The organism is Micromonospora sp. H33, from assembly GCF_052068455.1.
Classification (GTDB): Bacteria; Actinomycetota; Actinomycetes; order Mycobacteriales; family Micromonosporaceae; genus Micromonospora.
Window position 1 is genome coordinate 174,929 of the sequence record NZ_JBQHDE010000008.1, and the last position, 19,929, is coordinate 194,857.

Here is a 19,929-nt window from a genome sequence, read left to right on the forward strand (position 1 = left end):
CACCGAGCGGCACAGCGGAAGTTACGGGGAGGGAGCTGACGGACGTGGGGATGGCAAGGAACCGGGCAACCGGCGCGAGCGAGGGGACCGTGGGCAACGTGGACAAGAACATCGGCATGCGTACCGACGAGGTCGCCGAGGAGCGCGACCTGGTCGGCGTCTACCTTCACGAGATCTCCCGGACGCCGTTGCTGGACGCCGCCACGGAGGTCGACCTCTCCAAGGCGATCGAGGCCGGTCTCTACGCCGAGCACCTGCTCGACGAGGACCGCGTCCCGGCCGGTGTCGAGCGGGAGGATCTCGAGCGGGTGGTCGCCGAGGGTGAGCGGGCCAAGGACCTGTTCATCCGGGCCAACCTGCGGCTGGTCGTGTCGATCGCACGGCGGTACGTCCGCTCCGGGATGCCCATGCTGGACCTGATCCAGGAGGGCAACACCGGTCTGGTCCGGGCCGTCGAGAAGTTCGACTACGAGCGCGGCTTCAAGTTCTCCACCTACGCGACCTGGTGGATCCGCCAGGCCATCAGCCGGGCGATCGCCCAGCAGGAGCGCACCGTGCGCCTGCCGGTGCACCTGGTGGAGGACGTCAACCGGATGCGCAACGTGGCCCGGCAGCTGACCCGCGAGCTGGGCAGCGACCCGGAGCCGGAGCAGATCGCGGCGGCGCTCGGCGTCACCGTCGAGCGGGTCAACGAGCTGGTGCGCTGGTCGCAGGACACCGTGTCCCTGGACACGCCGGTCGGCGACGACGGCGACACCAACCTCGGTGACCTGGTGGCCGACAGCGACGCGCCGTCGCCGGAGGAGATCGTCCTCACCGGTCTGGAGCGGCAGCGCATCGAGGGGCTGCTCAACCACCTCGACGACCGGTCGGCCGGCATCATGCGGGCGCGGTACGGCCTCGAGGACGGCCGGGAGCACTCGCTCACCGAGGTGGCCTCGCGGTTCTCGCTCTCGCGGGAGCGGATCCGGCAGCTGGAGATCCAGGCACTCGGCCGGCTCCGCGAGCTGGCCCGCGCCGAGGGGCTCCAGGCAGCGTGAGCTGGTAAGTAAGAATGATGACGGGGAACGGCCGGCGTCCGATAGGGGGGCGCCGGCCGTTCGCCGTACCGGGACGGGGTCAGCGGACCCGGCCATAGCCCGCGATCGGCATGATGTCCATGTCGCGCTTGAGCACGTTCCGTCCGGCGCTGGGCGCGTCGATGATCTGGCCACTGCCGACGTACAGGGCCATGTGGCCGAGACCCCGGTAGAAGACCAGGTCACCGGGGCGGAGGTCGGCGCGGCTGATGCGCGCCACCACGCTCCACTGCATCCGGGTGTTGTGCGGCAGGGACTTCCCGGCCGCGCGCCAGGCCGCCGAGGTCAACCCCGAGCAGTCGTACCCGTCAGGGCCGTCCGCGCCCCACTGGTAGGGCTTGCCCAACGCCCCGTACGCGTAGCGGACCGCGACACCGGCGGACCCGGCGATCGCGGGCGCCTGCTGGGCGCTGTCCGAGCGTGCGGCCGGAGCCTCGGTGGCCCGCCCGTACGCCTGCCGGCGCAGTTCGTACAGCGACGCCAGGTCGCGCTCGATCCGCTTGCGGGCGTTGGTCAACTCCCGTGCCTGTGCCGCCTGCCGTTCCAGCGTGACGTCCAGGCGGGTCTTCTCCTGGATCAGGCGGCGCTGGTCGTCGGTGAACGCGGCGATCCGTTGCTGCCGCTCGCGGGTCAGGTGACCGACGGTGGCGAGCCGGTCCACCAGTGACGAGGCGTCGCCCGGACGCAGCAGCGCCGCTGCGGTGTCGAGGTTGCCGGTCTTGTACGCGGTCACGGCGAGCTCGCTGACGTCGGCGCGGCTCTGCTCCGCCTGCTGTTGCAGTGGGCCGATCCGGTCCTGTAATCGGGCCACGGTCGCCTTGTTCGCCTTGATCTGCTCGGCGAGCGCGTTGTACGCCTCCACGACGCGTTCCAGCTCGGCGGAGGCCCTCTCGATCCGCCGAGTCAACTCGGCGGGGGATGGTTCGGCCCGGGCGGGCACGGCCGGTGCGACCAGCGTGGCCGACACCACCGCGACTGCGAGGGCGCGCAGCGTGTACCGGATGGACGACAAGAGCGTGAGGCTCCTCTCCCACCGCCGCCAAGGTTTGCTGAGGCCTCCGGCGGCGCCGGACCCGCGCCGTCCGGATGGACGGCGGTCGACGGGCCGGCCCGGACAACGTAACCCGGGGCAGGAGTCGTCCGCAGTGGAAGCAGGGGCGAATGTTGCGAAACAGCAGTAAGTGAACATGAGTGTCGTGACGGTACGTGTTTGACGCGCGGGGCGGGCAGGCATGATTTGTCCCACCAGTCGGATCTGCCGCCTTCGTCGTTCTGGGCGGATGCTGTCGGTGACTGGCGCGCTATGCCCGACAAGCCGGACTTGGTGGGCTCTATCCGGCGGCAACCACCCGCTGTGCGTCCGGCGGGCCCCGGCAATTCGATCCGGCTGCTGGCGGAGGGGCCACACAATGGGGCCCGGAGTCGGGAGTCCCGCCGACCAGCAATACCGCCTTCCGCGGGAGTCACCGACCCGGCGCCGAGCCGCGGGAGGACAGCCGTGGACCCGTACACCAGCACACGACCGAAGCCGTCACCGACCCGCGCCGCCCGGCCGCGCTCCACCCTGCTCTACGCCCGGCCCGGGATCGTCGTCACCGTCGACCGGTTCACCGTGGGCCGCAGCAGTTGGCCGGTGGCCGAGCTCACCCACCTGCACACCACGCGCGGGCCGCACGACCGCGTCGCCGTCCGGGCCGTTCTCGTCACCGGCGGAATGATCACCGGCGTCGGGCTGCTGCTGGGCTTCACCGGCGGCCTGCACCGGCTCACCGCCGGGGCGTACCTGATGCTGGGGGCCGTGTTCCTGCTGCCGGTGCTGCTGGCCGTCGCCGGCGACCGGTGGCGGCCGCCGGCGTACGAGCTGTGGGGCCGGCGCCGTGGCACCGACGAACTGCTCTTCTCCAGCGACGACGAGCGGCAGTTCGGGCAGGTGACCCGCGCACTGCGCCGGGCCGTGGAGATGAACCGGTACGGCGGCTGGGAGGACCCGCTCGCCTCGGTCGACCCGTGGCGGCCGATGCGCTGAACGATCAGCGGGTGGGCGCGCCGGCGACCGGCTCCGGGGCCGCCTCGGAGCGCTCGGTCACCCAGGTGCTCACCCGCCGCTCGGCGAAGAACGAGACGAACGGCACGGTGCCGGCCAGCATCACGAGGATCATGCGCTTCAGCGCCCAGCCCGACCGGCGGGCCAGGTCGAACGTGGCCACGAGGTAGACCATGTAGAGGAAGCCGTGGGCCTGGCCCACCGTCTCCACCACGACCGGGTTGTCGAAGCCGTACTTCAGCGGCATGCCGATCACCACGAGCAGGATCAGCGCCACGCCGACGATCCAGGCGATCACGCGGTACCGGGTCAGGGCTGCGCCCACCGTCGTCCGTCCTTCCGACCCGGCGTCAGCCGGGGTAGTCGCCGGGCCGGGCGCCCGGGTTGTCGTTCAACCATCGCAGGTAGCGGTTGTAGGCGGCGAGGTCCGCGTCCTCGCCGCCGGGCACGGGAACCGGCGTGCGGGCGACCCGCACGGGTCGGCGTACCGCCGGACGCGTCGCGGTGGCCGGGGACTCCTCGGCCGGTCGCGGATCGGCGTCGGCAGCCGGCTCGTCGGACGGCCCGGCGGGGTCACGCGACGCGTGCCGGACCTCCCGCCACCACACGAAGACCACGAAGCCGGCGAAGACCGGCCACTCGACGGCGTAGCCCCAGCTGATCGCGTTGCCGCCGGCCGCGCGGCTGAGCTGCCACCAGCCCAGGCCGAGAAAGCCCGCGACCAGCACGACCATGGCGACGTGACGCACGATCCACGCCGGGGTCCAGAGCCGCTTCATGGCATCGAGGGTACCGGGGCCGGACGTGTTCTCCGACGCGGTGTCGTAGTCAGGGTGGGTTTGGTGGCACCCGGTGTGGGCAACCGTTTAGACGCCAGCCCAAACCAGACCAGGGGGGCGACGATGACCGGATCCGTACGACAGGACGAGTTCCCGAGCCCGGAGCAGCGGATGCCCGAGTGGGACGGGGACCATGTGCACGACATGGCCAGCGGTGACGTGGACACCGACGGTGAGCTGCTCGGCATCGACCCCGCCGAGCTCGGCGAAGACGACCTGATCCGCGAGATGCACAGCCTGCACCGCACCCGGCTCGACACCCTGCGCCACGCCACCGACTCGGCGCTCGCCCACCACCTGCGGCGCACCGCGGAGCTGGAGACCGAGTACCTGGCCCGGCACCCGGGGCGCGAGGTCGACCCGAGCCGGCTGCGGGACGCGTGATGGCGTCCGTCGAGCGGGGGATGTCGGCGCCGCCGGAGGTGGTGTTCAACACGGCCACCGACCCGGACCGGGCGTCGGCGTGGCTCCCCGAGCCGCTCCGTGCCGACGGGACGCTGGCCGAGCATGTCAGCGAGGAGGAGCTGAGCGCCCGCTGGCGGGCCGCGGGGGACTGGACGGCCGAGCTCCGGGTCGATCCGGCCGATGCCGGTGGCGCCCGGACGCGGCTCGACCTGACCGGTGGCGACGACGCCGACCGGCTGGCCGACGAGGCGCTGGCGAGCCTCGCCCGTGAGGTGGCCGACAACCTCCAGGCCGGCTGAGTCGGCGGACCGCCAGGCCGTCCCGGCCCATGCCCCCCGCGGCCGCTGACCCCGGCGTACCGCGAGCCGGCCGGGCCGGCGCCAGTGCGGGCCGGTGGCGCCGGCCCGGAAAACATGATCGAGGGAGACCGGGTGACCGACCTGAACAAGAAGGTGGCGCGCCTGCGCCGGGCGTACGCGCCGCACGAACACCGACCGCTCGGCGGCTACCTCGTGGCCATGAGCACGTACGCCGGCGTGGCCGCCACGATCGCCGCGCTGGTGAAGGCCACCGGCCGGCCGGTGCCGGAGCGGCCGGCGACGGCCGACGTGGTGCTGCTGTCCATCGCCACGCACAAGCTCAGCCGGCTGCTGTCGAAGGACGCGGTGACGAGCCCGCTCCGGGCGCCGTTCACGCGGTACGAGCGGCCGATCGGCAGCGGCGAGGTGATGGAGGAGGTCCGCGACTCGGGCAGCCCCACCCGGCACGCGATCGGGGAGTTGCTGAGCTGCCCGTTCTGCATGGCCGTGTGGGTGGCGACCGGGCTCACCGGCGGGCTGGTGCTGGCGCCACGGCTGACCCGCCTTGTCGCCACCGCGCTCACCGCCGTGGCGGCGTCCGACTTCCTCCAGATGGCGTACGCCGTCGCACAGCAGGCGGCCGAGGGCTACGACGAGGACTGAGCACGCGGAAGGGGCCGGCGCTGCCGCGCCGGCCCCTTCCGCGTGTACCGGTCAGCTCTCCTCGCCGGACCAGCCACGCGGCGATTCCTCCTCGTGTTCCTCTTCGTCCTCGTCGCCGGTGATGATGTCCCGGTCGACCGCCGTGCGGTCGTGCTCGTTGGCGAAGTCGGGGTCCGGCAGCGTGTCCCGGCCGCCCGGGGGCTCGCCGAGCGCCGTCGGCTTCTCGTGCTGCTCCTCGTGGTGGGCCATGTCGCTCTCCTTCGCGTCGAGCTGGGGGTTGGGGGGTCCGTGCGGTCCCGCCGACGGGGAGCGGGCCCGGCGTCAGGTGACCGAACCACCGAGCAGGTCGGCCGCCTCGTCGACGGAGTACTCGCCCTGGGGCAGCGCGGCGATCCGGGTGAGCAGCTCCGCCGGCAGTTCCGCGGCGACGGCCCGGCGGTAGATGTCGCTCTGGCTGATCCGCTCCTGGCCGCGGTAGAGGTCCTCGAGCAGGTCGTCGAGGCGCCGGACGGCGGACTCGGTCCCGGGGGCCTCGGTCACAGGTGGGTTATCGGTCACGCCGCCCACCTACCCGCCGCCGTTCCCCCCAAACGCCCCCACCCGCCCCCCGAGAGGGGCGGGGAGGGGCGGGGGCGGTCAGGGGAGGGCGGGGGTGGGTGTGCGGCGGCGGGTGCGGACCGCTGCCGCCAGGTCCTGCAGGACCTCCGACGTCGTGTCCCAGCCGATGCAGGCGTCGGTGATGGACCGGCCGTAGGTGAGCTCGCGGGTCGGGTCCAGCTCCTGCCGGCCCGGGAGCAGGAAGCTCTCCAGCATCACGCCGACGATGCCGCGCTGCCCGGCCGCGAGCTGGGCGGCCACGTCGGCGGCGACCAGCGGCTGGTTGCGGTGGTCCTTGCCGCTGTTGGCGTGACTGGCGTCGATCACCAGGCGCTCGGGCAGCCCGGCCGCGCGCAGCAGCTCCAGCGCGCCCGCCACCGACCCGGCGTCGTAGTTCGGCCGGCCGCCGCCGCCGCGCAGCACCAGGTGGCCGTCCGCGTTGCCCCGGGTGTGCATGATCGCCGGGGTGCCCGAGACGTCGATGCCCGGGAACACGTGCGGCACGCCGGCCGCCCGGATCGCGTCGACCGCGGTGGAGATGCTGCCGTCCGGGCGGTTCTTCATGCCGATCGGCATGGACAGGCCGGAGGCGAGCTGCCGGTGCACCTGGCTCTCGACCGTACGCGCGCCGATCGCACCCCACGCCACCGTGTCCGCGATGTACTGCGGGGTGATCGGGTCGAGGAACTCGCAGCCCACCGGCAGCCCCAGCCGCAGCACGTCGAGCAGCAGCGCGCGGGCCTTCCGCAGGCCGGTGTTCACGTCGCCGGACCCGTCCAGCCCGGGGTCGTTGATGAGGCCCTTCCAGCCCACCGTCGAGCGCGGCTTCTCGAAGTACACGCGCATCACCACGAGCAGGTCGTCGGCGAGCCGCTCGGCGACCTCGCGGAGGCGGTGGGCGTACTCGAGGGCGGCGGCCGGGTCGTGCACCGAGCACGGGCCGACCACCACCAGCAGGCGGTCGTCGGCGCGGTCGAGCACCCGGCCGACCGCGCGCCGGCCGGTGAGTACGGCCGAGGCGAGCGCGTCGTCCAGAGGCAACTCGTGGTGCAGCAGCGCAGGGGTGGTCAGCGGCACCACGCGGTCTATCCGCTGATCGCTGACCCGGTCCGTCTCCGGGGTCGTCACGGTGGGCATCCTTCCGCCGACCGTGCCCGGGGCCGGTGCCCGGGACGAGCCGGCTGCTCGTACGCAAAAGGGCAGGAACGGAAGCTCCTGCCCGGCCGGCTCGTGTGCGGTGACGTCAGATCACGATGAGGTCACCGGCTGGCGAGCCGGCTGCCTAAACCATCGATACGACCGCGTCACGTCAGCCAGCGTACCCGATCCGACGGCGGGGGCTCACCCGGTCGTCGGGTAAGCCTCGCCTCACGTTCACCCCCATCGATGGAGCACGCGGTAACTTCAGCGCCACCGTCCGCCGCTTCCACCGGAGGTTCCCGATGGACCGTCGTACTCTCCTGCGCGCCGGCGTCGCCGGCGGCGCCGCCGCCTTCTCCGGCAGCCTCTGGGCCGGCGCCGCGCTCGGCGCCCCGGCCCAGCCCGGCGCCAGCCCGTACGGGCCGCTCCAGCCGGCCGACGCCCGCGGCATCCAGTTGCCCGCCGGCTTCACCAGCCGGATCATCGCCCGCTCCCGGCAGGCGGTCACCGGCACGTCGTACGTCTGGCACGACGCCCCGGACGGCGGCGCCTGCTTCGCCGCCGGCACCGGCTGGATCTACGTCTCGAACTCGGAGGTCTCCACCACCGGCGGCGCGTCCGCGGTGCGCTTCAACAGCGACGGCAGCGTCGCGTCGGCGTACCGGATCCTGTCCAACACCAACCGCAACTGCGCAGGCGGCGCGACCCCGTGGGGGACCTGGCTGTCCTGCGAGGAGGTCAGCCTGGGGTACGTGTACGAGACGTACCCGCAGGGCGGCAAGGCCGCGGTGCGACGGGCCGCGATGGGCCGGTTCAACCACGAGGCGGCGGCGTGTGATCCGGACCGTCGGGTGATCTACCTGACCGAGGACGAGAGCAGCGGCTGCTTCTACCGGTTCCGGCCGACCACCTGGGGCGACCTCTCCGCGGGGACGTTGGAGGTGCTGGTCGCCGGCACCGCCACCAGCGGCCCGGTCACCTGGGCCCGCGTGCCAGACCCGGACGGCTCGCCCACCACCACCCGCACCCAGGTGTCCGGGGCGAAGAAGTTCAACGGCGGTGAGGGCGCCTGGTACGCCGACGGGACCTGCTGGTTCACCACCAAGGGCGACAACCGGGTGTGGGCGTACGACGCGGTCAACCAGCGCATCGACCTCGTGTACGACGACTCGCTCGTCTCCGGGACCGCACCGCTGACCGGGGTGGACAACATCACCGGCGCCCGCTCCGGTGACCTCTTCGTCGCCGAGGACGGCGGCAACATGGAAATCAACATCATCACGCCTGACGAGGTGGTGGCCCCGTTCCTGCGGATCACCGGCCAGTCCTCGTCGGAGATCTGCGGCCCGGCGTTCTCGCCCGACGGCACCCGCTTCTACTTCTCGTCCCAGCGGGGCACGTCCGGCTCGTCCTCCGGCGGCATCACGTACGAGGTGCGCGGGCCGTTCCGCTCCTGAGCGGACGGCGTGTCAAGAAGGGTCCCTTCTCCGACGCCAGGCGTTGGGAAGGGGCCCTTCCTTTCACGCGTGCGCGCGGCGGGCGTGGGGTATGAGGGCCGGATGAGTGACGAGCGAAGCGACCAGGACCGGATCGAGTCCCGCGCGCACCTTCTGCCGGAGGAGTCGGCCGTCGGCAGCGACGACCCGGCGGGGCAGGCCGACGCCATCCTCACCGACTCCGACATCCGGGAGGACCGGAACGTCGCGGAGGACACCGTCCTGGAGCACCGCACGTCGGATCAGACGGTCACCCCGAGCGAGCCGCCGGACTGAACCGCGGCGCCCCGGGTGCGCTGCGACGCGCGGTAGGTGACGTCGCGCAGCCAGGCGAGCGGCCCGACCGCCCGGAGCCCGGGTGGCAGGTTGCCGATCGGGTCGAAGGCGAGCGCCGCGTCCTCCCGGGCACCGAGCTGGGCGCCGACGCTCACCTGGCCGAACGGCCGCCACGGCCCGACCGCGGACGCCACCGCGAGCACCAGGCGGGGCGCGTCCGACCGGGTCGCGGTGGCCACGTCGGCCAGGTGACGACCGAGGTCCACCGACTCCGGGTCGGCCAGCGCCGCCAGGAACAGCCGGCGCCGGCCCGCCCGGAAGGGCATGACCGTCGTGTACGTCCCGGCGAACCGTCGCCGGGGCAGCGGGACGTGGCGCAGCACCGGCGCCGCCCCGGTCGAGCTGACCAGCAGGTCGAACGGGCGGTCGCCGCCGTGCTGCACGCGTACCGCCAGTCCCAGGACGTCCGGCCAGCCGTCCGGGGTCGGCACCCCCTTGGAGAGCCGCACCGTCGCGGGGTACCGACCCGGCCGGTCGATCAGCGGCACCCCGGTCGGCGGCCCCGGCCGGCCCCAGACCGTCACCTCGCCGGTGAACGACCGGCCCAGCGGATGCAGCAACCGCGCCCGGCGCAGCCGGGTCAGGGCGGCGGTGAGCCCCTCCACGACGAGGATGGCGCGGTCCAGGGCGGCGGCAGGCGGCATGCCCCTCCGGTACCCGGCGGCCCGCCGTCGATACCTGTCGCCCGCCGCCGCGCCACCGTGTCGCCCGCGTCACGTCGGGCCACCGTCGGCGCCGCCGGCCGGCACATGCCGTACCCGCGCGTCCCGTTTCGGCCCACGAGATCGGATAGCGTCGTGCCATGCCCGACAGCGGTTACCCCTGGCCCATCGAGACGACCCGACTGGACAACGGCCTCCGCGTGGTGGTGAGTGAGGACCGCACCGCCCCGGCCGTGGCGGTGAACCTCTGGTACGACGTCGGCTCCCGGCACGAGCCGGAGGGCCAGACCGGATTCGCCCACCTCTTCGAGCACCTGATGTTCGAGGGCTCGATCAACGTGGCCAAGACCGAGCACATGAAGCTGGTACAGGGCTGCGGCGGGTCGCTGAACGCCACCACCAACCCGGACCGCACCAACTACTTCGAGACCGTCCCCGCCGAACACCTGGAGCTGGCGCTCTGGCTGGAGGCCGACCGGATGGGCGGGCTCGTCCCGGCGCTCACCCAGGAGACGCTGGACAACCAGCGGGACGTGGTGAAGAACGAGCGGCGGCAGCGCTACGAGAACGTCCCGTACGGCGACGCGTGGCTGCGCCTGCTGCCGCTGCTGTACCCGCCGAAGCACCCGTACCACCACGCGACGATCGGCTCGATGGTCGACCTGAACGCCGCCGACCTCGCCACGTTCCAGGCGTTCCACACGACGTACTACGCCCCGAACAACGCGGTGCTCACCGTGGTCGGCGACGCCTCCGTCGCCGAGGTGTTCGCACTCGCCGAGAAGTACTTCGGCGCGATCCCGCCCCGGGCGGAGATCCCGGCCGCGCCGGACGGCCACCAGGTCCGGGGCACCGGCACGCCGGCGGTGGAGACCGTCACCACCGACGTGCCCGCGCCCCGCGTGTACGTCGCCCACCGCACCCACCCGTTCGGCAGTCCCGGGTACGACGTGGTGACCGTGCTCGCCACCGTCCTCGGCAGCGGCCGGGGCAGCCGCCTCTACCAGCGGCTCGCGGACGGGGAACGGATCGCGCAGCCGGACCTGGTCGGGGCGTACGGGGTGGACCTCGCGCACGCCCCGGCCCCGCTGATCGCCACCGCCACCGCCCGGCCCGGCGTGACGGCCGAGCGGCTGGCCGCCGGGCTGGCCGAGGTGGTCGACGAGCTGGCCACCGTGCCGGTCACCGCCACCGAGCTGGACCGCGCCAAGGCCCTGCTCAGCAGCGCGTGGTGGCGGCAGATGTCCTCCGTGGAGGGTCGGGCGGACGTGCTCGGCCGGTACGCCACCCAGTTCGGTGACCCGGCGAAGGCCGCCGACCGGCTGCCCGCCTGGCTCGCGGTGACCGCCGAGCAGATCGCCGAGGTGGCCGCCGACGTGCTCGCCGCCGCCGACCGGGTGACCCTGACCTACCTGCCCGAGGAGACCTCATGACGCTGATCACCACCCGTCCCGGTGCGGGAGCCGCGCGCCCGTACCGGTTCCCGCAGGTGGTCCGGCGCGGCGTGGCCGGTGGGCAGGTGGTCGCCGCGCACCTGCCGGGGCAGACCCTCGCGGTCGCGCTGCTGCTGATCGACGTCGGCGCCGGCCGCGAACCGGGCGGCAAGGAGGGGCTCGGGGCGGTACTCGCCAAGGCCCTGGAGGAGGGTACGGCCCAGCGCGACGCGACCGCGTACGCCCTGGCCATCGAGGCGCTCGGCACCGAGCTGGTGACCGGGCTGGACTGGGACTCCTTCCAGGTGAGCGTGCAGGTTCCGGTGGACCGGCTGCCCGCCGCGGTGGCGTTGCTCGCCGAGGCGGTGCGGACCCCGCGGCTGGACCCGGACGACGTCCGCCGGGTCCGCGACGACGAGGCCACCGCGCTGCGGATGGACTGGGCGAACCCGGGCCCGCGCGCGGACGCGGCGTTGCGGGCCGACCTGTTCGGCGCGGAGAACCGCTGGGGGCGTCCCCTCTACGGCGACCCGGACTCGGTCGCCGCACTGGACGTCGAGGACGTACGCGTCTTCCACTCGGAGTGGTTCATCCGGCCGGGCACCCTGGTCGTCGCCGGCGACCTGGACCGGCTCGACCTGGATGCGCTCGGCGCGGCCGCCTTCGCCGGCACCGGCGGCGGGGCGGTGGACCGGGGCGGCCCGATCGCGGTGGCCCCGCGCGACGGCCGCCGGATCATCCTCGTCGACCGGCCGGGCTCGGTGCAGTCGACGCTGCGGCTCGGGCACCCGTCCCCGCACCGCGCCCACCCCGACCACGTGCCGACGACGCTCGCCGGCACCGTGCTCGGCGGCGCGTTCACCTCCCGGCTCAACCACCTGATCCGCGAGGTGCGCGGCTACACGTACGGCATCCGGGGGGACTTCGCCGCGTCCCGCCGGTTCGGCCGGTTCGCGGTGGCGTCGGGGGTCCAGACGGCGGTGACCGCGCCGGCCCTGGTCGAGGCGGTCGGCGAGATCACCCGTACTCAGGAGACCGGGGTGACCGAGGAGGAGCTGGCGGTCGCGCGGTCCTGGCGGGCCGGTCAGCTCTCGGTCGAGTTGCAGACGCCGCGCGCGATCGCCGCGGCGCTGGCCACCCTGGTCGTCCACGACCTGCCCGACGACTACCACGCGCGGCTGCGCGAGGAGCTGCTCGCCGCGGACGTCGACGGGGTGTCGGCCGCCGCCGCCACCCACCTCCACCCGGAGTCGCTCACCCTGGTGGTCGAGGGTGACGCGGCCCTCATCCGCGACGAGCTCGTGGCGACGGACCTCGGCGAGATCGTCACGACGACCCCGTGACCGCCCCGACCCGGCCGGCGCACTTTCACGGAAAGAGTGGTCACCGGGCCCCGGAGGGCACTCTTTCCGCGAAAGTGCGGGCCCGGGTCGGCGGGTTGGGGGTGTGACGTGGGTCGCGCGGCGGTCGGCGTGTGGGGGCCGGGGTGCCGGGGGTGGCGTGGTGATGTTGCGGTCCGGTGGGTCGTGGGCCAGGCTTCTTCCGTCTCCGGCGGCGGATCGGCGCTGTCGTTCCGGTCGGCGGAGCCGTCCGGGCCGCTCGGCACGCCGCCCGCGGCGGTGTGACGGTGGCCCGGGCGGTGGGAAAGCATTCCCGGTCGGCTCGCCGGGCTGGGTAGCCTCGCCGTCATGAGGATCGGCATTGTGGGGGCCACCGGCCAGGTCGGTGGCGTGATGCGGCAGGTGCTGGCGGAGCGGGAGTTCCCGGCGGAGCAGGTGCGGCTGTTCGCCTCGGCACGGTCGGCGGGGCGCACCCTGCCGTGGCGGGGCGGCGAGGTGACCGTGGAGGACGCGGCCACCGCCGACTACTCCGGGCTGGACATCGTCCTCTTCTCGGCCGGCAAGGGCACCGCGAAGGAACTCGCCCCCCGGGCCGCCGCGGCCGGCGCGGTCGTCATCGACAACTCGTCGGCGTTCCGGACGGACCCGGAGGTGCCGCTGGTCGTCGCCGAGGTCAACCCGCACGCCCTGGCGGACCGCCCCAAGGGCATCATCGCCAACCCGAACTGCACCACGATGGCCGCCATGCCGGTGCTGCGTCCGCTGCACGCCGAAGCGGAGCTGGTCGGCCTCGTCGTGTCGACGTACCAGGCCGTGTCCGGTGCCGGCCTCTCCGGTGTCGCCGAGCTGGACGAGCAGGTCCGCAAGGTCGCCGAGCACGCCGCCGGCCTCGCCTTCGACGGCGCCGCCGTGGAGTTCCCGGCGCCGCGCTCGTTCGCCCGGCCGATCGCGTTCAACGTGCTCCCGCTCGCCGGGTCGATCGTCGACGACGGCTCCGACGAGACCGACGAGGAGCAGAAGCTGCGCAACGAGAGCCGCAAGATCCTCGAGATTCCCGGGCTGAAGGTCTCCGGCACCTGCGTCCGGGTGCCCGTCTTCACCGGCCACTCGCTCCAGATCAACGCCCGGTTCGCCCGGCCGATCACCCCGCAGCGCGCCCGCGACCTGCTCGACGGCGCGCCCGGCGTCGCGCTCTCCGAGGTGCCCACGCCGCTCCAGGCCGCCGGCCAGGACCCGACGTACGTGGGCCGGATCCGGGCCGACGAGACCGTCGAGCACGGTCTCGCCCTCTTCTGCTCGAACGACAACCTGCGCAAGGGTGCGGCACTCAACGCGGTGCAGCTCGCCGAACTGGTCGCCGCCGAGCGCCGCTGAGCCGGGCGCGGCCCGTCACCGCTCGCCCCGGCGGGCGGTGACGGGCTCGGGGCGCATCTCGCGCCAGCCGTCGCGCAGCCGTGCCGGCCGGTCCAGCGGCTGCCAGAAGCACCAACTGTTGCCGCCCGGGTCGCGGACCAGGTAGGTCCGCGCGGAGTAGTCCTTCGTCTCGGGTGGGTCGGCGACGGCCCCGGCGGCGACGGCGTGGGCGTGGTGGGCGTCGACGTCGTCGACGTACACGATCATCAGCTGGCCGGTGGGGCCCGGCAGACCCTGCCGCTCCCAGTGGTCCGGGTCGAGCCCGCAGAGGTGGATCGGCACGTCGCCGACCGTCATCTCCGCCTCCCGGACGACACCGTCCGCGTCGAGATAGCGGACCTGCTCGACAAAGCCGAAGACCCGCGCCAGCCAGTCGAGCGCGGCGGCGGCGTCGGTGTAGTAGAGGTAGGGCGAGACGCCCCGGAACGTGGTCATGTCGCCAATCCTGGCCACCCGGTCCGCGCCCGGATTGGAAAAAAGTCACCCCACCACCGGGAGATGGTTCGGTTCCGCCGCTGACCGGGGCCGGTAGGCGCCCGGGGTGCCACCGGTTAACTCGCGGAAGTCGTGGATCAGGTGCGCCTGGTCGTACCAGCCGCCCTCGACGGCCACCGCGGACCAGTCCACCGGTGCGCCCGGCAGGTGACGCAGCAGCCGTTGCAGCCGCCGGATCCGGGCGTACCGCTTCGGCGTGAGCCCCGTCCCGACGGCGAAGCGGCGGCGCAGGCCGGCCGGCGTCAGGCCGAGCCGGTCCGCCACGTCGGCCACCGCCATCCCACCGTCGAGGGCGGCCGCCGCAGCGGGCACCGCCGGATCGTTGCCCGGCCCGTGGTCCAGCCGCCGGGTCAGCGTCCGGCGCAGCTCCCACACGGCCGCGCGCGGTCCGCCGGCAGCCAGCAGCCGCTCGCGCAGGGTCACGGCCGCGCGGCCCCAGAGCGCCGCCAGCTCCACGACCGGTTCGTCAAGCGCCGTCGCGGGCACGCCGAGCACGGGATACGCGCCGCCGGCCCGGAACGGCACGCAGATCACCGACCGTTGGTCGGCGGTGTCGATGGTGACCGGACCGGGAGTGGCCGCGCAGACCACGGCGCCGCCGCGCCGGTGTTCCCGGCCGTCGGCGTCGTACCACCGGACCTCGTCGGCTGCGAGGTTGACCACCAGTTGCATCCCGCCGGTGGGCAGCCGCCGCTCCCGACCCGCCGGCAGGTCGGTCGCCCACCAGCCGAGCCCGGCGAGGTACGGCGCGAGCGCCCCGCCGGGCGGCACCAGTTCCCGCGGCACCACCGCATCCTCCCACCGCCGGACGACGCCGGCGATCCGCTCGGCGTGCTTGGATGGGTGGTGACTCGACGAGGGAGGGTGCCGTGTCCGACGACCGGAGCCAGGCAGCACTGACCGATCTCGTCGCTGCCGGCCGGCTGGGCGTGCTGGCGACACTCAAGCGGGACGGGCGGCCCCAGCTGTCCACTGTGATCTACGCGTACGACCGCGCGGCCGGCGTCATCCGGGTGTCGGTCACCGACGGTCGGGCGAAGACCGCCAACCTGCGCCGGGACCCTCGCGCCAGTTTCCACGTCAGCAGCGAGGACGGCTGGGCGTACGTGGTCGCGGAGGCGCGCGCCGAGCTGACGCCGGTGGCGGAGCGGCCGGACGACGCGACCGTCGAGGAACTGGTCGCGCTCTACCGCGCGATCGGAGGCGAACACCCCGACTGGGACGACTACCGCCGGGCCATGGTGGCGGAGCGCCGGCTGGTGCTGCGACTGCACGTCGAGTGTGTCTACGGCCTGCCCCCACGCGGCTGACCGCCCCTCCGCCGCCCGGCCCCGGGCCGCGTTACCTGCCGTCCGGCCGCGGGTAGACCGCGGTGCCGACACCGAGAGGGGAGCACCATGACAACGGTCGGAGAGTTCATGACGACCCGGTTGGTGACCATGGACGGCAACGACACGCTCATCGCGGCGGCACAGGAGATGCGTGACAGCGCGATCGGGGACGTCGTGGTGACCGACGGCGACAACGTGGTCGGCATCGTGACGGACCGCGACATCACGGTCCGGGCCGTGGCGGAGAACATGAACCCTGCCTCGACCCAGCTGAACCAGATCACCACCAAGGACGTCATCACGGTCAGCCAGTACGACGACGCGGTGGCCGCGGCGGACCTGATGCGGACGTACGCCGTACGCCGCCTGCCGGTGGTCGACGACGGGCGGCTGGTGGGTCTGGTGTCGATGGGCGACCTGGCGGTGGAGCGCGAACCCCAGTCCGTGCTCGCCGACATCAGCGCCGACGAGCCCAACAACTGACGTCCGCCGCGGACGCGCCGGCTCCCGCGACGCGGGGGCCGGCGTCACGACGTCCGGACGCCGCATCAGGCCACCCGTCACGCCGCCTCGACGCGGACGCGGGCCTCGGCGGCGCCGCGGACCCCGGCGACGAGGGCGGCCTCGGCGTCGAGCTGCCCCCGCACCCGCGTGGACAGCCGGCCGGCGAACGGGCTCACCGTGATCTCCAGTGCGCCCCGGCCGGGCTGCTTCGCCCGCCACGTCCCCGCGACGTCGCCGTCCACGAGGAGCGCGCCCGGGTTGCCGATGATCCGCCACACCTGCGCCTGGTGGGCCTTCTCCGGCACGAGCACCCCGCGGTCGCGGGCCGCGAGGAACGGGTCGCCCGGGGGCAGCAGCCGCACGCCGGGCAGGGGCTCGGCGGACCGCAGCGCGGCCACGTCCTCCGGTGCCAGCCACGCCCGCCGGCCGTCGACGCGGACCTCCGCCAGCTCCGACGGCCACACCGCCCGCAGCTCACCGGCAGAGGTGCCCAGGAACCCGGCGACGTCGGCCGGGGTGGCCGGGCCGAGCAGCCGCAGGTACGTCCGGACGAGGGCTGTCGTGCCCTCGGCCGCCACCGGCGGGCCGGGCCACCCGGGCAGGGGCGCCAGCGTGGTCGAGCGCCCGGCCACCGCCAGGCGGACGCCGCCGGCCAGGCCCGCCTGCTGGAAGAGCGACCCGGAGATGTGCCGCGCGGCGCACGGCCCGCAGTCGTACGTCAGCTCGGCCGGCACCCGGTCGCTGACCGCCCGGCTCACCTCGCCCTTGGGCATGGGCGCCGTGACCATCTCGGCGAACGCGGCGGCAGCGGCGGTGAACGCGGCGATGCCCAGCGCGGCACCCGCACGGATCTGGCCGGCGATCCGCCGGGTGGCGTCCGCGTCGGACAGCGGCCAGACGGCGGCGGCGAGGGCCGGCAGCTCCGTGCGGCGGTGCAGGTGCGGCGCGCCACGCATCGACCAGACCAGCTCCAGCCGGTCGTCCTCGGGTGAGACCCCACGCGCGGCGAGCGCGAGCCGGGCCGACCCGTACGGCGTGTCCCGCACGCCCAGCCCCGCCACCGCCAGGTCGGCAGCCCGGCCACCCGGCCGGTGCAGCTCCTGGGCGGCCGCCCGGTAGGCCAGGACCCGCCGCCGATCGACCGCTGTCATCGCGCCCCCTCCGTCGTCCGCAGGCTACCGCCGCCGTCGGACGCTTCCGCCGGCCGACTCACCCGATCCGGGCGAGGTTGACCGCGCCGGGGACGGGGACCCGTGCTCGGACGTCGAGTCACCGACCGGGCGGGACCCGCTGCACCGGGCGGTGGGGGACATGAACGACGGGGGAGGAGAGGACCCGATGGTGGACGCGACCACACGGTTCTTCGAGGATCTCGACCGGAGGGGATACGAACCCCTGCTGGCGAAGACCTCGGGGACCGTGCGTTTCGACCTGCACGAGGGAGCGCAGACGCACCACTGGATGGTCCGGATCGACCGGGGGAACCTGAAGGTGACCCAGGAGGACCGGGACGCGGACACGGTGGTCTGGACCAGTCCGGCGCTGTTCGAGGAGCTCGCCTCCGGCCGGGAGGACGGGATCGCGGCCATCCTGCGCGGTGACATGACGGTCTCCGGAGATCCCCGGCTTGCGGTCCAGATCGAGCGGCTCTTCCCCGGCGACCCCAACTCGCGCGGTCCGCGCCGGGTCTTCCACCGGGAGGCGCGCTGATGACCAAGAGCAATCACATCCGGATCCTGGACGGTAGTACGTTCGTCGTCTCCGAGGACACCGGGGACATCGAGGCGACACCAAGCGAACCGACCGGACTCTTCTCCCTCGACACCCGGTTCCTGTCGACCTGGGTGCTGACCGTGAACGGTGAGCGACTCAACCCGCTCTCGTACGACGACCTGCAGTACTACGAGGCACGGTTCTTCCTCGTGCCCGGGTTGGCGACGCACTACATCGACGCGAAGCTGTCGGTGATCCGGGAACGGGCGGTGGGGGGCAGTTTCCGGGAGACCATCAACATCCTCAACCACGACGAGAAGCCGGTCGACCTGGAGATCCGGATGGACGTGGCGTCCGACTTCGCGGACCTGTTCCAGGTCAAGGACGAGATCGTGAACAAGAAGGGCGAGATCTACACCGAGGTCGAGCCGGACGGGCTGCGGCTGGGCTACCGGCGGGGCAACTTCCGGCGGGAGACGGCCGTCTCGTCGTCGATGCCGGCCCGGTACGACAGGGGTGGCTTCGCGTACACCGTCCACCTGGAACCCAACGAGCAGTGGGTCACCCAGGTCGAAGTGAAGACGATGGCGCTCGGGCCAGGGGACCGGGACCTGCGGATGGGGCTGCGGGCGCACGGCACCGAACGGCTCGCCCTCCAGCACGACCTGGAGGAGTGGGTCAGGAACGCGCCGAAGGTCAACACCGAGCACGAGGACCTGGCCGCGACATACCGGCGCTGTCTCGTGGACCTGGCGGCGCTGCGCTTCTCGCCGCTGTCCCTGGGTGGGGCGTCGCTGCCGGCGGCCGGTCTGCCGTGGTTCATGACGATGTTCGGCCGGGACAGCATCCTGACCTGCCTGCAGGTGCTGCCGTTCACGCCGGAGTTGTCGAAGACGACGCTGCGCATCCTCGCCGCCCTCCAGGGCACCCGGTTCGACGACTTCCGGGACGAGGACCCGGGCCGGATCCTGCACGAGATGCGGTACGGCGAGACCGCCGCCTTCGAGGAGCAGCCGCACTCGCCGTACTACGGTTCGGTGGACGCGACGCCGCTGTTCATCGTGCTGCTCGACGAGTACGAGAAGTGGAGCGGCGACGTCGCGCTGGTCAAGGAACTGGAAGGCGAGTGCCGAGCCGCACTGAGGTGGATCGACGACTACGCCGACCTGGTCGGCACCGGCTACATCTGGTACGAGCGGCGCAACAGCGACACGGGTCTGGAGAACCAGTGCTGGAAGGACTCCTGGGACTCGATCTCCTACCGCGACGGCAAACTGCCTCCGTTCCCTCGGGCGACGTGCGAGGTGCAGGGGTACGCGTACGACGCGAAGGTCCGCGCCGCCCGGATGGCTCGCGAGTTCTGGGGTGACCCGGAGTTCGCGGACCGGCTGGAGCGGGAGGCGGCCGCCCTGAAGGAGCGGTTCAACCGGGACTGGTGGGTGGAGGACGGCGAGTACTACGCGCTGGGCCTCGACCCGGACGGCCGGCAGTGTGACGTGCTCAGCTCCAACATCGGCCATCTGTTGTGGAGCGGGATCGTCGACGCCGACCGTGCCGAGAAGATCGCCCAGCACCTGGTCGGGCCGCGGCTCTTCTCCGGCTGGGGCGTGCGGACGCTCGCCGAGGGTGAGGTCCGCTACAACCCGATCGGCTACCACAACGGCACGATCTGGCCGTTCGACAACTCCTTCATCGCCTGGGGCCTGCGGGCCTACGGCTTCGCCGAGGAGGCGGCCACCATCGCCAGCGGCATCCTCGACGCGGCCCGGTACTTCGACGGCCGGCTGCCGGAGGCCTTCGGCGGCTACCCGCGGGACCTGACGAAGTTCCCGGTCGAGTACCCGACGGCGTGCAGCCCGCAGGCCTGGTCCACCGGAACGCCGCTGCTGCTCCTGCGGACCATGCTCGGTCTGGAGCCGCACGAGGGCCACCTCGCCGTCGAGCCGCGCCTGCCGATCGGCATGGGCCGGATCGAGGTGCTGGACATCCCGGGCCGGTGGGGCCGGGTGGACGCCTTCGCCCGCGGCCGGCTCGACATGCACTAGCTCGCCTAGTGAGGTGCGCGGTCGGGCCCCTTCTCGGCGCCTGGCGTCGGGGAGGGGCCCTTGGTGACACCTGATTTCCGAGCCCCTCCGCCCTA

Annotated in this window: 24 protein-coding genes; 14 read left to right on the forward strand and 10 right to left on the reverse strand. The window is 73.4% G+C overall.

The window, feature by feature from the left end; translation table 11 throughout:
- Positions 1–50 precede the first annotated feature (50 nt).
- A complete protein-coding gene (locus ACTMS0_RS19345) occupies positions 51–1,040 on the forward strand; it encodes a sigma-70 family RNA polymerase sigma factor (RefSeq protein WP_441156614.1) in 990 nt (329 codons plus the stop codon).
- A 79-nt stretch (positions 1,041–1,119) separates the two neighbouring features.
- Here ACTMS0_RS19345 and ACTMS0_RS19350 read toward each other — a convergent pair whose 3' ends face one another.
- Entirely contained in the window at positions 1,120–2,091 is a 972-nt protein-coding gene (locus ACTMS0_RS19350; RefSeq protein WP_441156615.1) for an NlpC/P60 family protein, read from the reverse strand.
- A 486-nt stretch (positions 2,092–2,577) separates the two neighbouring features.
- Between ACTMS0_RS19350 and ACTMS0_RS19355 the strand changes: the two genes are divergently transcribed.
- Positions 2,578–3,105, forward strand: a complete 528-nt coding sequence (locus ACTMS0_RS19355) for a DUF6232 family protein (protein ID WP_441156616.1) — start codon at positions 2,578–2,580, stop codon at positions 3,103–3,105.
- 4 nt (positions 3,106–3,109) lie between these two features.
- On the opposite strand, the gene ACTMS0_RS19360 is transcribed toward ACTMS0_RS19355, so the two are convergent.
- Complete coding sequence (locus ACTMS0_RS19360) at positions 3,110–3,448, reverse strand: DUF3817 domain-containing protein (protein ID WP_441156617.1); 339 nt, start codon at positions 3,446–3,448, stop codon at positions 3,110–3,112.
- Between the two features lie 25 nt (positions 3,449–3,473).
- Positions 3,474–3,902, reverse strand: coding sequence for a hypothetical protein (locus ACTMS0_RS19365; protein WP_441156618.1), 429 nt, complete (start codon positions 3,900–3,902; stop codon positions 3,474–3,476).
- 123 nt (positions 3,903–4,025) lie between these two features.
- Here ACTMS0_RS19365 and ACTMS0_RS19370 point away from each other — a divergent pair, with 123 nt between their 5' ends.
- The 3 genes from ACTMS0_RS19370 to ACTMS0_RS19380 all read left to right on the forward strand — a co-directional run bounded on the left by ACTMS0_RS19370 (position 4,026) and on the right by ACTMS0_RS19380 (position 5,329).
- Positions 4,026–4,346, forward strand: coding sequence for a DUF6158 family protein (locus ACTMS0_RS19370; protein ID WP_441156619.1), 321 nt, complete (start codon positions 4,026–4,028; stop codon positions 4,344–4,346).
- Positions 4,346–4,666: a hypothetical protein gene (locus ACTMS0_RS19375; RefSeq protein ID WP_441156620.1), complete on the forward strand. Its 321-nt coding sequence runs from the start codon at positions 4,346–4,348 to the stop codon at positions 4,664–4,666. Before ACTMS0_RS19370 ends, ACTMS0_RS19375 begins: the two co-directional genes overlap by 1 nt.
- Before the next feature lie 132 nt (positions 4,667–4,798).
- Complete coding sequence (locus ACTMS0_RS19380; RefSeq protein WP_441156621.1) at positions 4,799–5,329, forward strand: DUF1360 domain-containing protein; 531 nt, start codon at positions 4,799–4,801, stop codon at positions 5,327–5,329.
- A 51-nt stretch (positions 5,330–5,380) separates the two neighbouring features.
- Here the strand turns inward: ACTMS0_RS19380 and ACTMS0_RS19385 are convergent, their stop codons facing one another.
- The 3 genes from ACTMS0_RS19385 to ACTMS0_RS19395 form a co-directional block, all read right to left on the reverse strand.
- Positions 5,381–5,578 carry a hypothetical protein gene (locus ACTMS0_RS19385; protein WP_441156622.1) on the reverse strand — a complete coding sequence of 66 codons (198 nt, stop codon included), beginning with the start codon at positions 5,576–5,578 and terminating at the stop codon, positions 5,381–5,383.
- Between the two features lie 72 nt (positions 5,579–5,650).
- Positions 5,651–5,887, reverse strand: a complete 237-nt coding sequence (locus ACTMS0_RS19390; RefSeq protein ID WP_441156623.1) for a hypothetical protein — start codon at positions 5,885–5,887, stop codon at positions 5,651–5,653.
- 78 nt (positions 5,888–5,965) lie between these two features.
- Positions 5,966–7,063 (reverse strand): 3-deoxy-7-phosphoheptulonate synthase, encoded by a 1,098-nt coding sequence (locus ACTMS0_RS19395; protein ID WP_441156624.1) that lies wholly within the window; start codon positions 7,061–7,063, stop codon positions 5,966–5,968.
- Between the two features lie 305 nt (positions 7,064–7,368).
- On the opposite strand from ACTMS0_RS19395, the gene ACTMS0_RS19400 reads away from it, so the two are divergent.
- Both ACTMS0_RS19400 and ACTMS0_RS19405 read left to right on the forward strand, forming a co-directional pair.
- Entirely contained in the window at positions 7,369–8,523 is a 1,155-nt protein-coding gene (locus tag ACTMS0_RS19400) for an alkaline phosphatase PhoX (RefSeq protein WP_441156625.1), read from the forward strand.
- A gap of 102 nt (positions 8,524–8,625) precedes the next feature.
- Entirely contained in the window at positions 8,626–8,838 is a 213-nt protein-coding gene (locus tag ACTMS0_RS19405) for a hypothetical protein (RefSeq protein WP_441156626.1), read from the forward strand.
- Here the strand turns inward: ACTMS0_RS19405 and ACTMS0_RS19410 are convergent.
- Positions 8,805–9,542, reverse strand: coding sequence for a phosphodiesterase (locus ACTMS0_RS19410; protein WP_441156627.1), 738 nt, complete (start codon positions 9,540–9,542; stop codon positions 8,805–8,807). The two genes, ACTMS0_RS19405 and ACTMS0_RS19410, sit on opposite strands and share 34 nt — an antisense overlap.
- A gap of 158 nt (positions 9,543–9,700) precedes the next feature.
- Between ACTMS0_RS19410 and ACTMS0_RS19415 the strand changes: the two genes are divergently transcribed.
- The 3 genes from ACTMS0_RS19415 to ACTMS0_RS19425 all read left to right on the forward strand — a co-directional run bounded on the left by ACTMS0_RS19415 (position 9,701) and on the right by ACTMS0_RS19425 (position 13,707).
- Positions 9,701–10,993 (forward strand): M16 family metallopeptidase, encoded by a 1,293-nt coding sequence (locus tag ACTMS0_RS19415; protein WP_441156628.1) that lies wholly within the window; start codon positions 9,701–9,703, stop codon positions 10,991–10,993.
- The gene (locus ACTMS0_RS19420; RefSeq protein ID WP_441156629.1) at positions 10,990–12,336 is read left to right on the forward strand and encodes a M16 family metallopeptidase; all 1,347 of its coding nucleotides are present in this window, start codon (positions 10,990–10,992) and stop codon (positions 12,334–12,336) included. The genes ACTMS0_RS19415 and ACTMS0_RS19420 overlap by 4 nt, the downstream gene beginning before the upstream one ends.
- Positions 12,337–12,681: 345 nt before the next feature.
- Complete coding sequence (locus tag ACTMS0_RS19425; protein ID WP_441156630.1) at positions 12,682–13,707, forward strand: aspartate-semialdehyde dehydrogenase; 1,026 nt, start codon at positions 12,682–12,684, stop codon at positions 13,705–13,707.
- Between the two features lie 15 nt (positions 13,708–13,722).
- Here the strand turns inward: ACTMS0_RS19425 and ACTMS0_RS19430 are convergent, their stop codons facing one another.
- Together ACTMS0_RS19430 and ACTMS0_RS19435 are read right to left on the reverse strand one after the other, a co-directional pair.
- Positions 13,723–14,181, reverse strand: coding sequence for a VOC family protein (locus ACTMS0_RS19430; protein WP_441156631.1), 459 nt, complete (start codon positions 14,179–14,181; stop codon positions 13,723–13,725).
- Between the two features lie 45 nt (positions 14,182–14,226).
- Complete coding sequence (locus ACTMS0_RS19435) at positions 14,227–15,027, reverse strand: helix-turn-helix domain-containing protein (protein WP_441156632.1); 801 nt, start codon at positions 15,025–15,027, stop codon at positions 14,227–14,229.
- Positions 15,028–15,080: 53 nt separating this feature from the next.
- Between ACTMS0_RS19435 and ACTMS0_RS19440 the strand changes: the two genes are divergently transcribed.
- Both ACTMS0_RS19440 and ACTMS0_RS19445 read left to right on the forward strand, forming a co-directional pair.
- On the forward strand, positions 15,081–15,551 hold the full coding sequence (locus ACTMS0_RS19440) for a PPOX class F420-dependent oxidoreductase (RefSeq protein WP_441156633.1): 471 nt from the start codon (positions 15,081–15,083) through the stop codon (positions 15,549–15,551).
- Between the two features lie 87 nt (positions 15,552–15,638).
- Positions 15,639–16,055, forward strand: coding sequence for a CBS domain-containing protein (locus ACTMS0_RS19445; protein ID WP_441156634.1), 417 nt, complete (start codon positions 15,639–15,641; stop codon positions 16,053–16,055).
- A 77-nt stretch (positions 16,056–16,132) separates the two neighbouring features.
- On the opposite strand, the gene ACTMS0_RS19450 is transcribed toward ACTMS0_RS19445, so the two are convergent.
- Entirely contained in the window at positions 16,133–17,227 is a 1,095-nt protein-coding gene (locus ACTMS0_RS19450) for a DNA glycosylase AlkZ-like family protein (protein ID WP_441156635.1), read from the reverse strand.
- Positions 17,228–17,414: 187 nt separating this feature from the next.
- Between ACTMS0_RS19450 and ACTMS0_RS19455 the strand changes: the two genes are divergently transcribed.
- Positions 17,415–17,786, forward strand: a complete 372-nt coding sequence (locus tag ACTMS0_RS19455; protein WP_441156703.1) for an SCP2 sterol-binding domain-containing protein — start codon at positions 17,415–17,417, stop codon at positions 17,784–17,786.
- Positions 17,786–19,834: an amylo-alpha-1,6-glucosidase gene (locus ACTMS0_RS19460; protein WP_441156636.1), complete on the forward strand. Its 2,049-nt coding sequence runs from the start codon at positions 17,786–17,788 to the stop codon at positions 19,832–19,834. Before ACTMS0_RS19455 ends, ACTMS0_RS19460 begins: the two co-directional genes overlap by 1 nt.
- Positions 19,835–19,929: the final 95 nt, after the last annotated feature.

Bases quoted from the DNA above. Each gene is read 5' to 3' on its own strand.
- ACTMS0_RS19445 (WP_441156634.1), top strand. From the start codon at position 15,639: ATGACAACGGTCGGAGAGTTCATGACGACCCGGTTGGTGACCATGGAC.
- ACTMS0_RS19385 (WP_441156622.1), bottom strand. From the start codon at position 5,578: ATGGCCCACCACGAGGAGCAGCACGAGAAGCCGACGGCGCTCGGCGAG.
- ACTMS0_RS19415 (WP_441156628.1), top strand. From the start codon at position 9,701: ATGCCCGACAGCGGTTACCCCTGGCCCATCGAGACGACCCGACTGGAC.
- ACTMS0_RS19420 (WP_441156629.1), top strand. From the start codon at position 10,990: ATGACGCTGATCACCACCCGTCCCGGTGCGGGAGCCGCGCGCCCGTAC.
- ACTMS0_RS19440 (WP_441156633.1), top strand. From the start codon at position 15,081: ATGGGTGGTGACTCGACGAGGGAGGGTGCCGTGTCCGACGACCGGAGC.
- ACTMS0_RS19405 (WP_441156626.1), top strand. From the start codon at position 8,626: ATGAGTGACGAGCGAAGCGACCAGGACCGGATCGAGTCCCGCGCGCAC.
- ACTMS0_RS19345 (WP_441156614.1), top strand. From the start codon at position 51: ATGGCAAGGAACCGGGCAACCGGCGCGAGCGAGGGGACCGTGGGCAAC.
- ACTMS0_RS19375 (WP_441156620.1), top strand. From the start codon at position 4,346: ATGGCGTCCGTCGAGCGGGGGATGTCGGCGCCGCCGGAGGTGGTGTTC.
- ACTMS0_RS19370 (WP_441156619.1), top strand. From the start codon at position 4,026: ATGACCGGATCCGTACGACAGGACGAGTTCCCGAGCCCGGAGCAGCGG.
- ACTMS0_RS19400 (WP_441156625.1), top strand. From the start codon at position 7,369: ATGGACCGTCGTACTCTCCTGCGCGCCGGCGTCGCCGGCGGCGCCGCC.
- ACTMS0_RS19450 (WP_441156635.1), bottom strand. From the start codon at position 17,227: ATGACAGCGGTCGATCGGCGGCGGGTCCTGGCCTACCGGGCGGCCGCC.
- ACTMS0_RS19410 (WP_441156627.1), bottom strand. From the start codon at position 9,542: ATGCCGCCTGCCGCCGCCCTGGACCGCGCCATCCTCGTCGTGGAGGGG.
- ACTMS0_RS19455 (WP_441156703.1), top strand. From the start codon at position 17,415: ATGGTGGACGCGACCACACGGTTCTTCGAGGATCTCGACCGGAGGGGA.
- ACTMS0_RS19430 (WP_441156631.1), bottom strand. From the start codon at position 14,181: ATGACCACGTTCCGGGGCGTCTCGCCCTACCTCTACTACACCGACGCC.
- ACTMS0_RS19365 (WP_441156618.1), bottom strand. From the start codon at position 3,902: ATGAAGCGGCTCTGGACCCCGGCGTGGATCGTGCGTCACGTCGCCATG.
- ACTMS0_RS19425 (WP_441156630.1), top strand. From the start codon at position 12,682: ATGAGGATCGGCATTGTGGGGGCCACCGGCCAGGTCGGTGGCGTGATG.
- ACTMS0_RS19460 (WP_441156636.1), top strand. From the start codon at position 17,786: ATGACCAAGAGCAATCACATCCGGATCCTGGACGGTAGTACGTTCGTC.
- ACTMS0_RS19395 (WP_441156624.1), bottom strand. From the start codon at position 7,063: ATGCCCACCGTGACGACCCCGGAGACGGACCGGGTCAGCGATCAGCGG.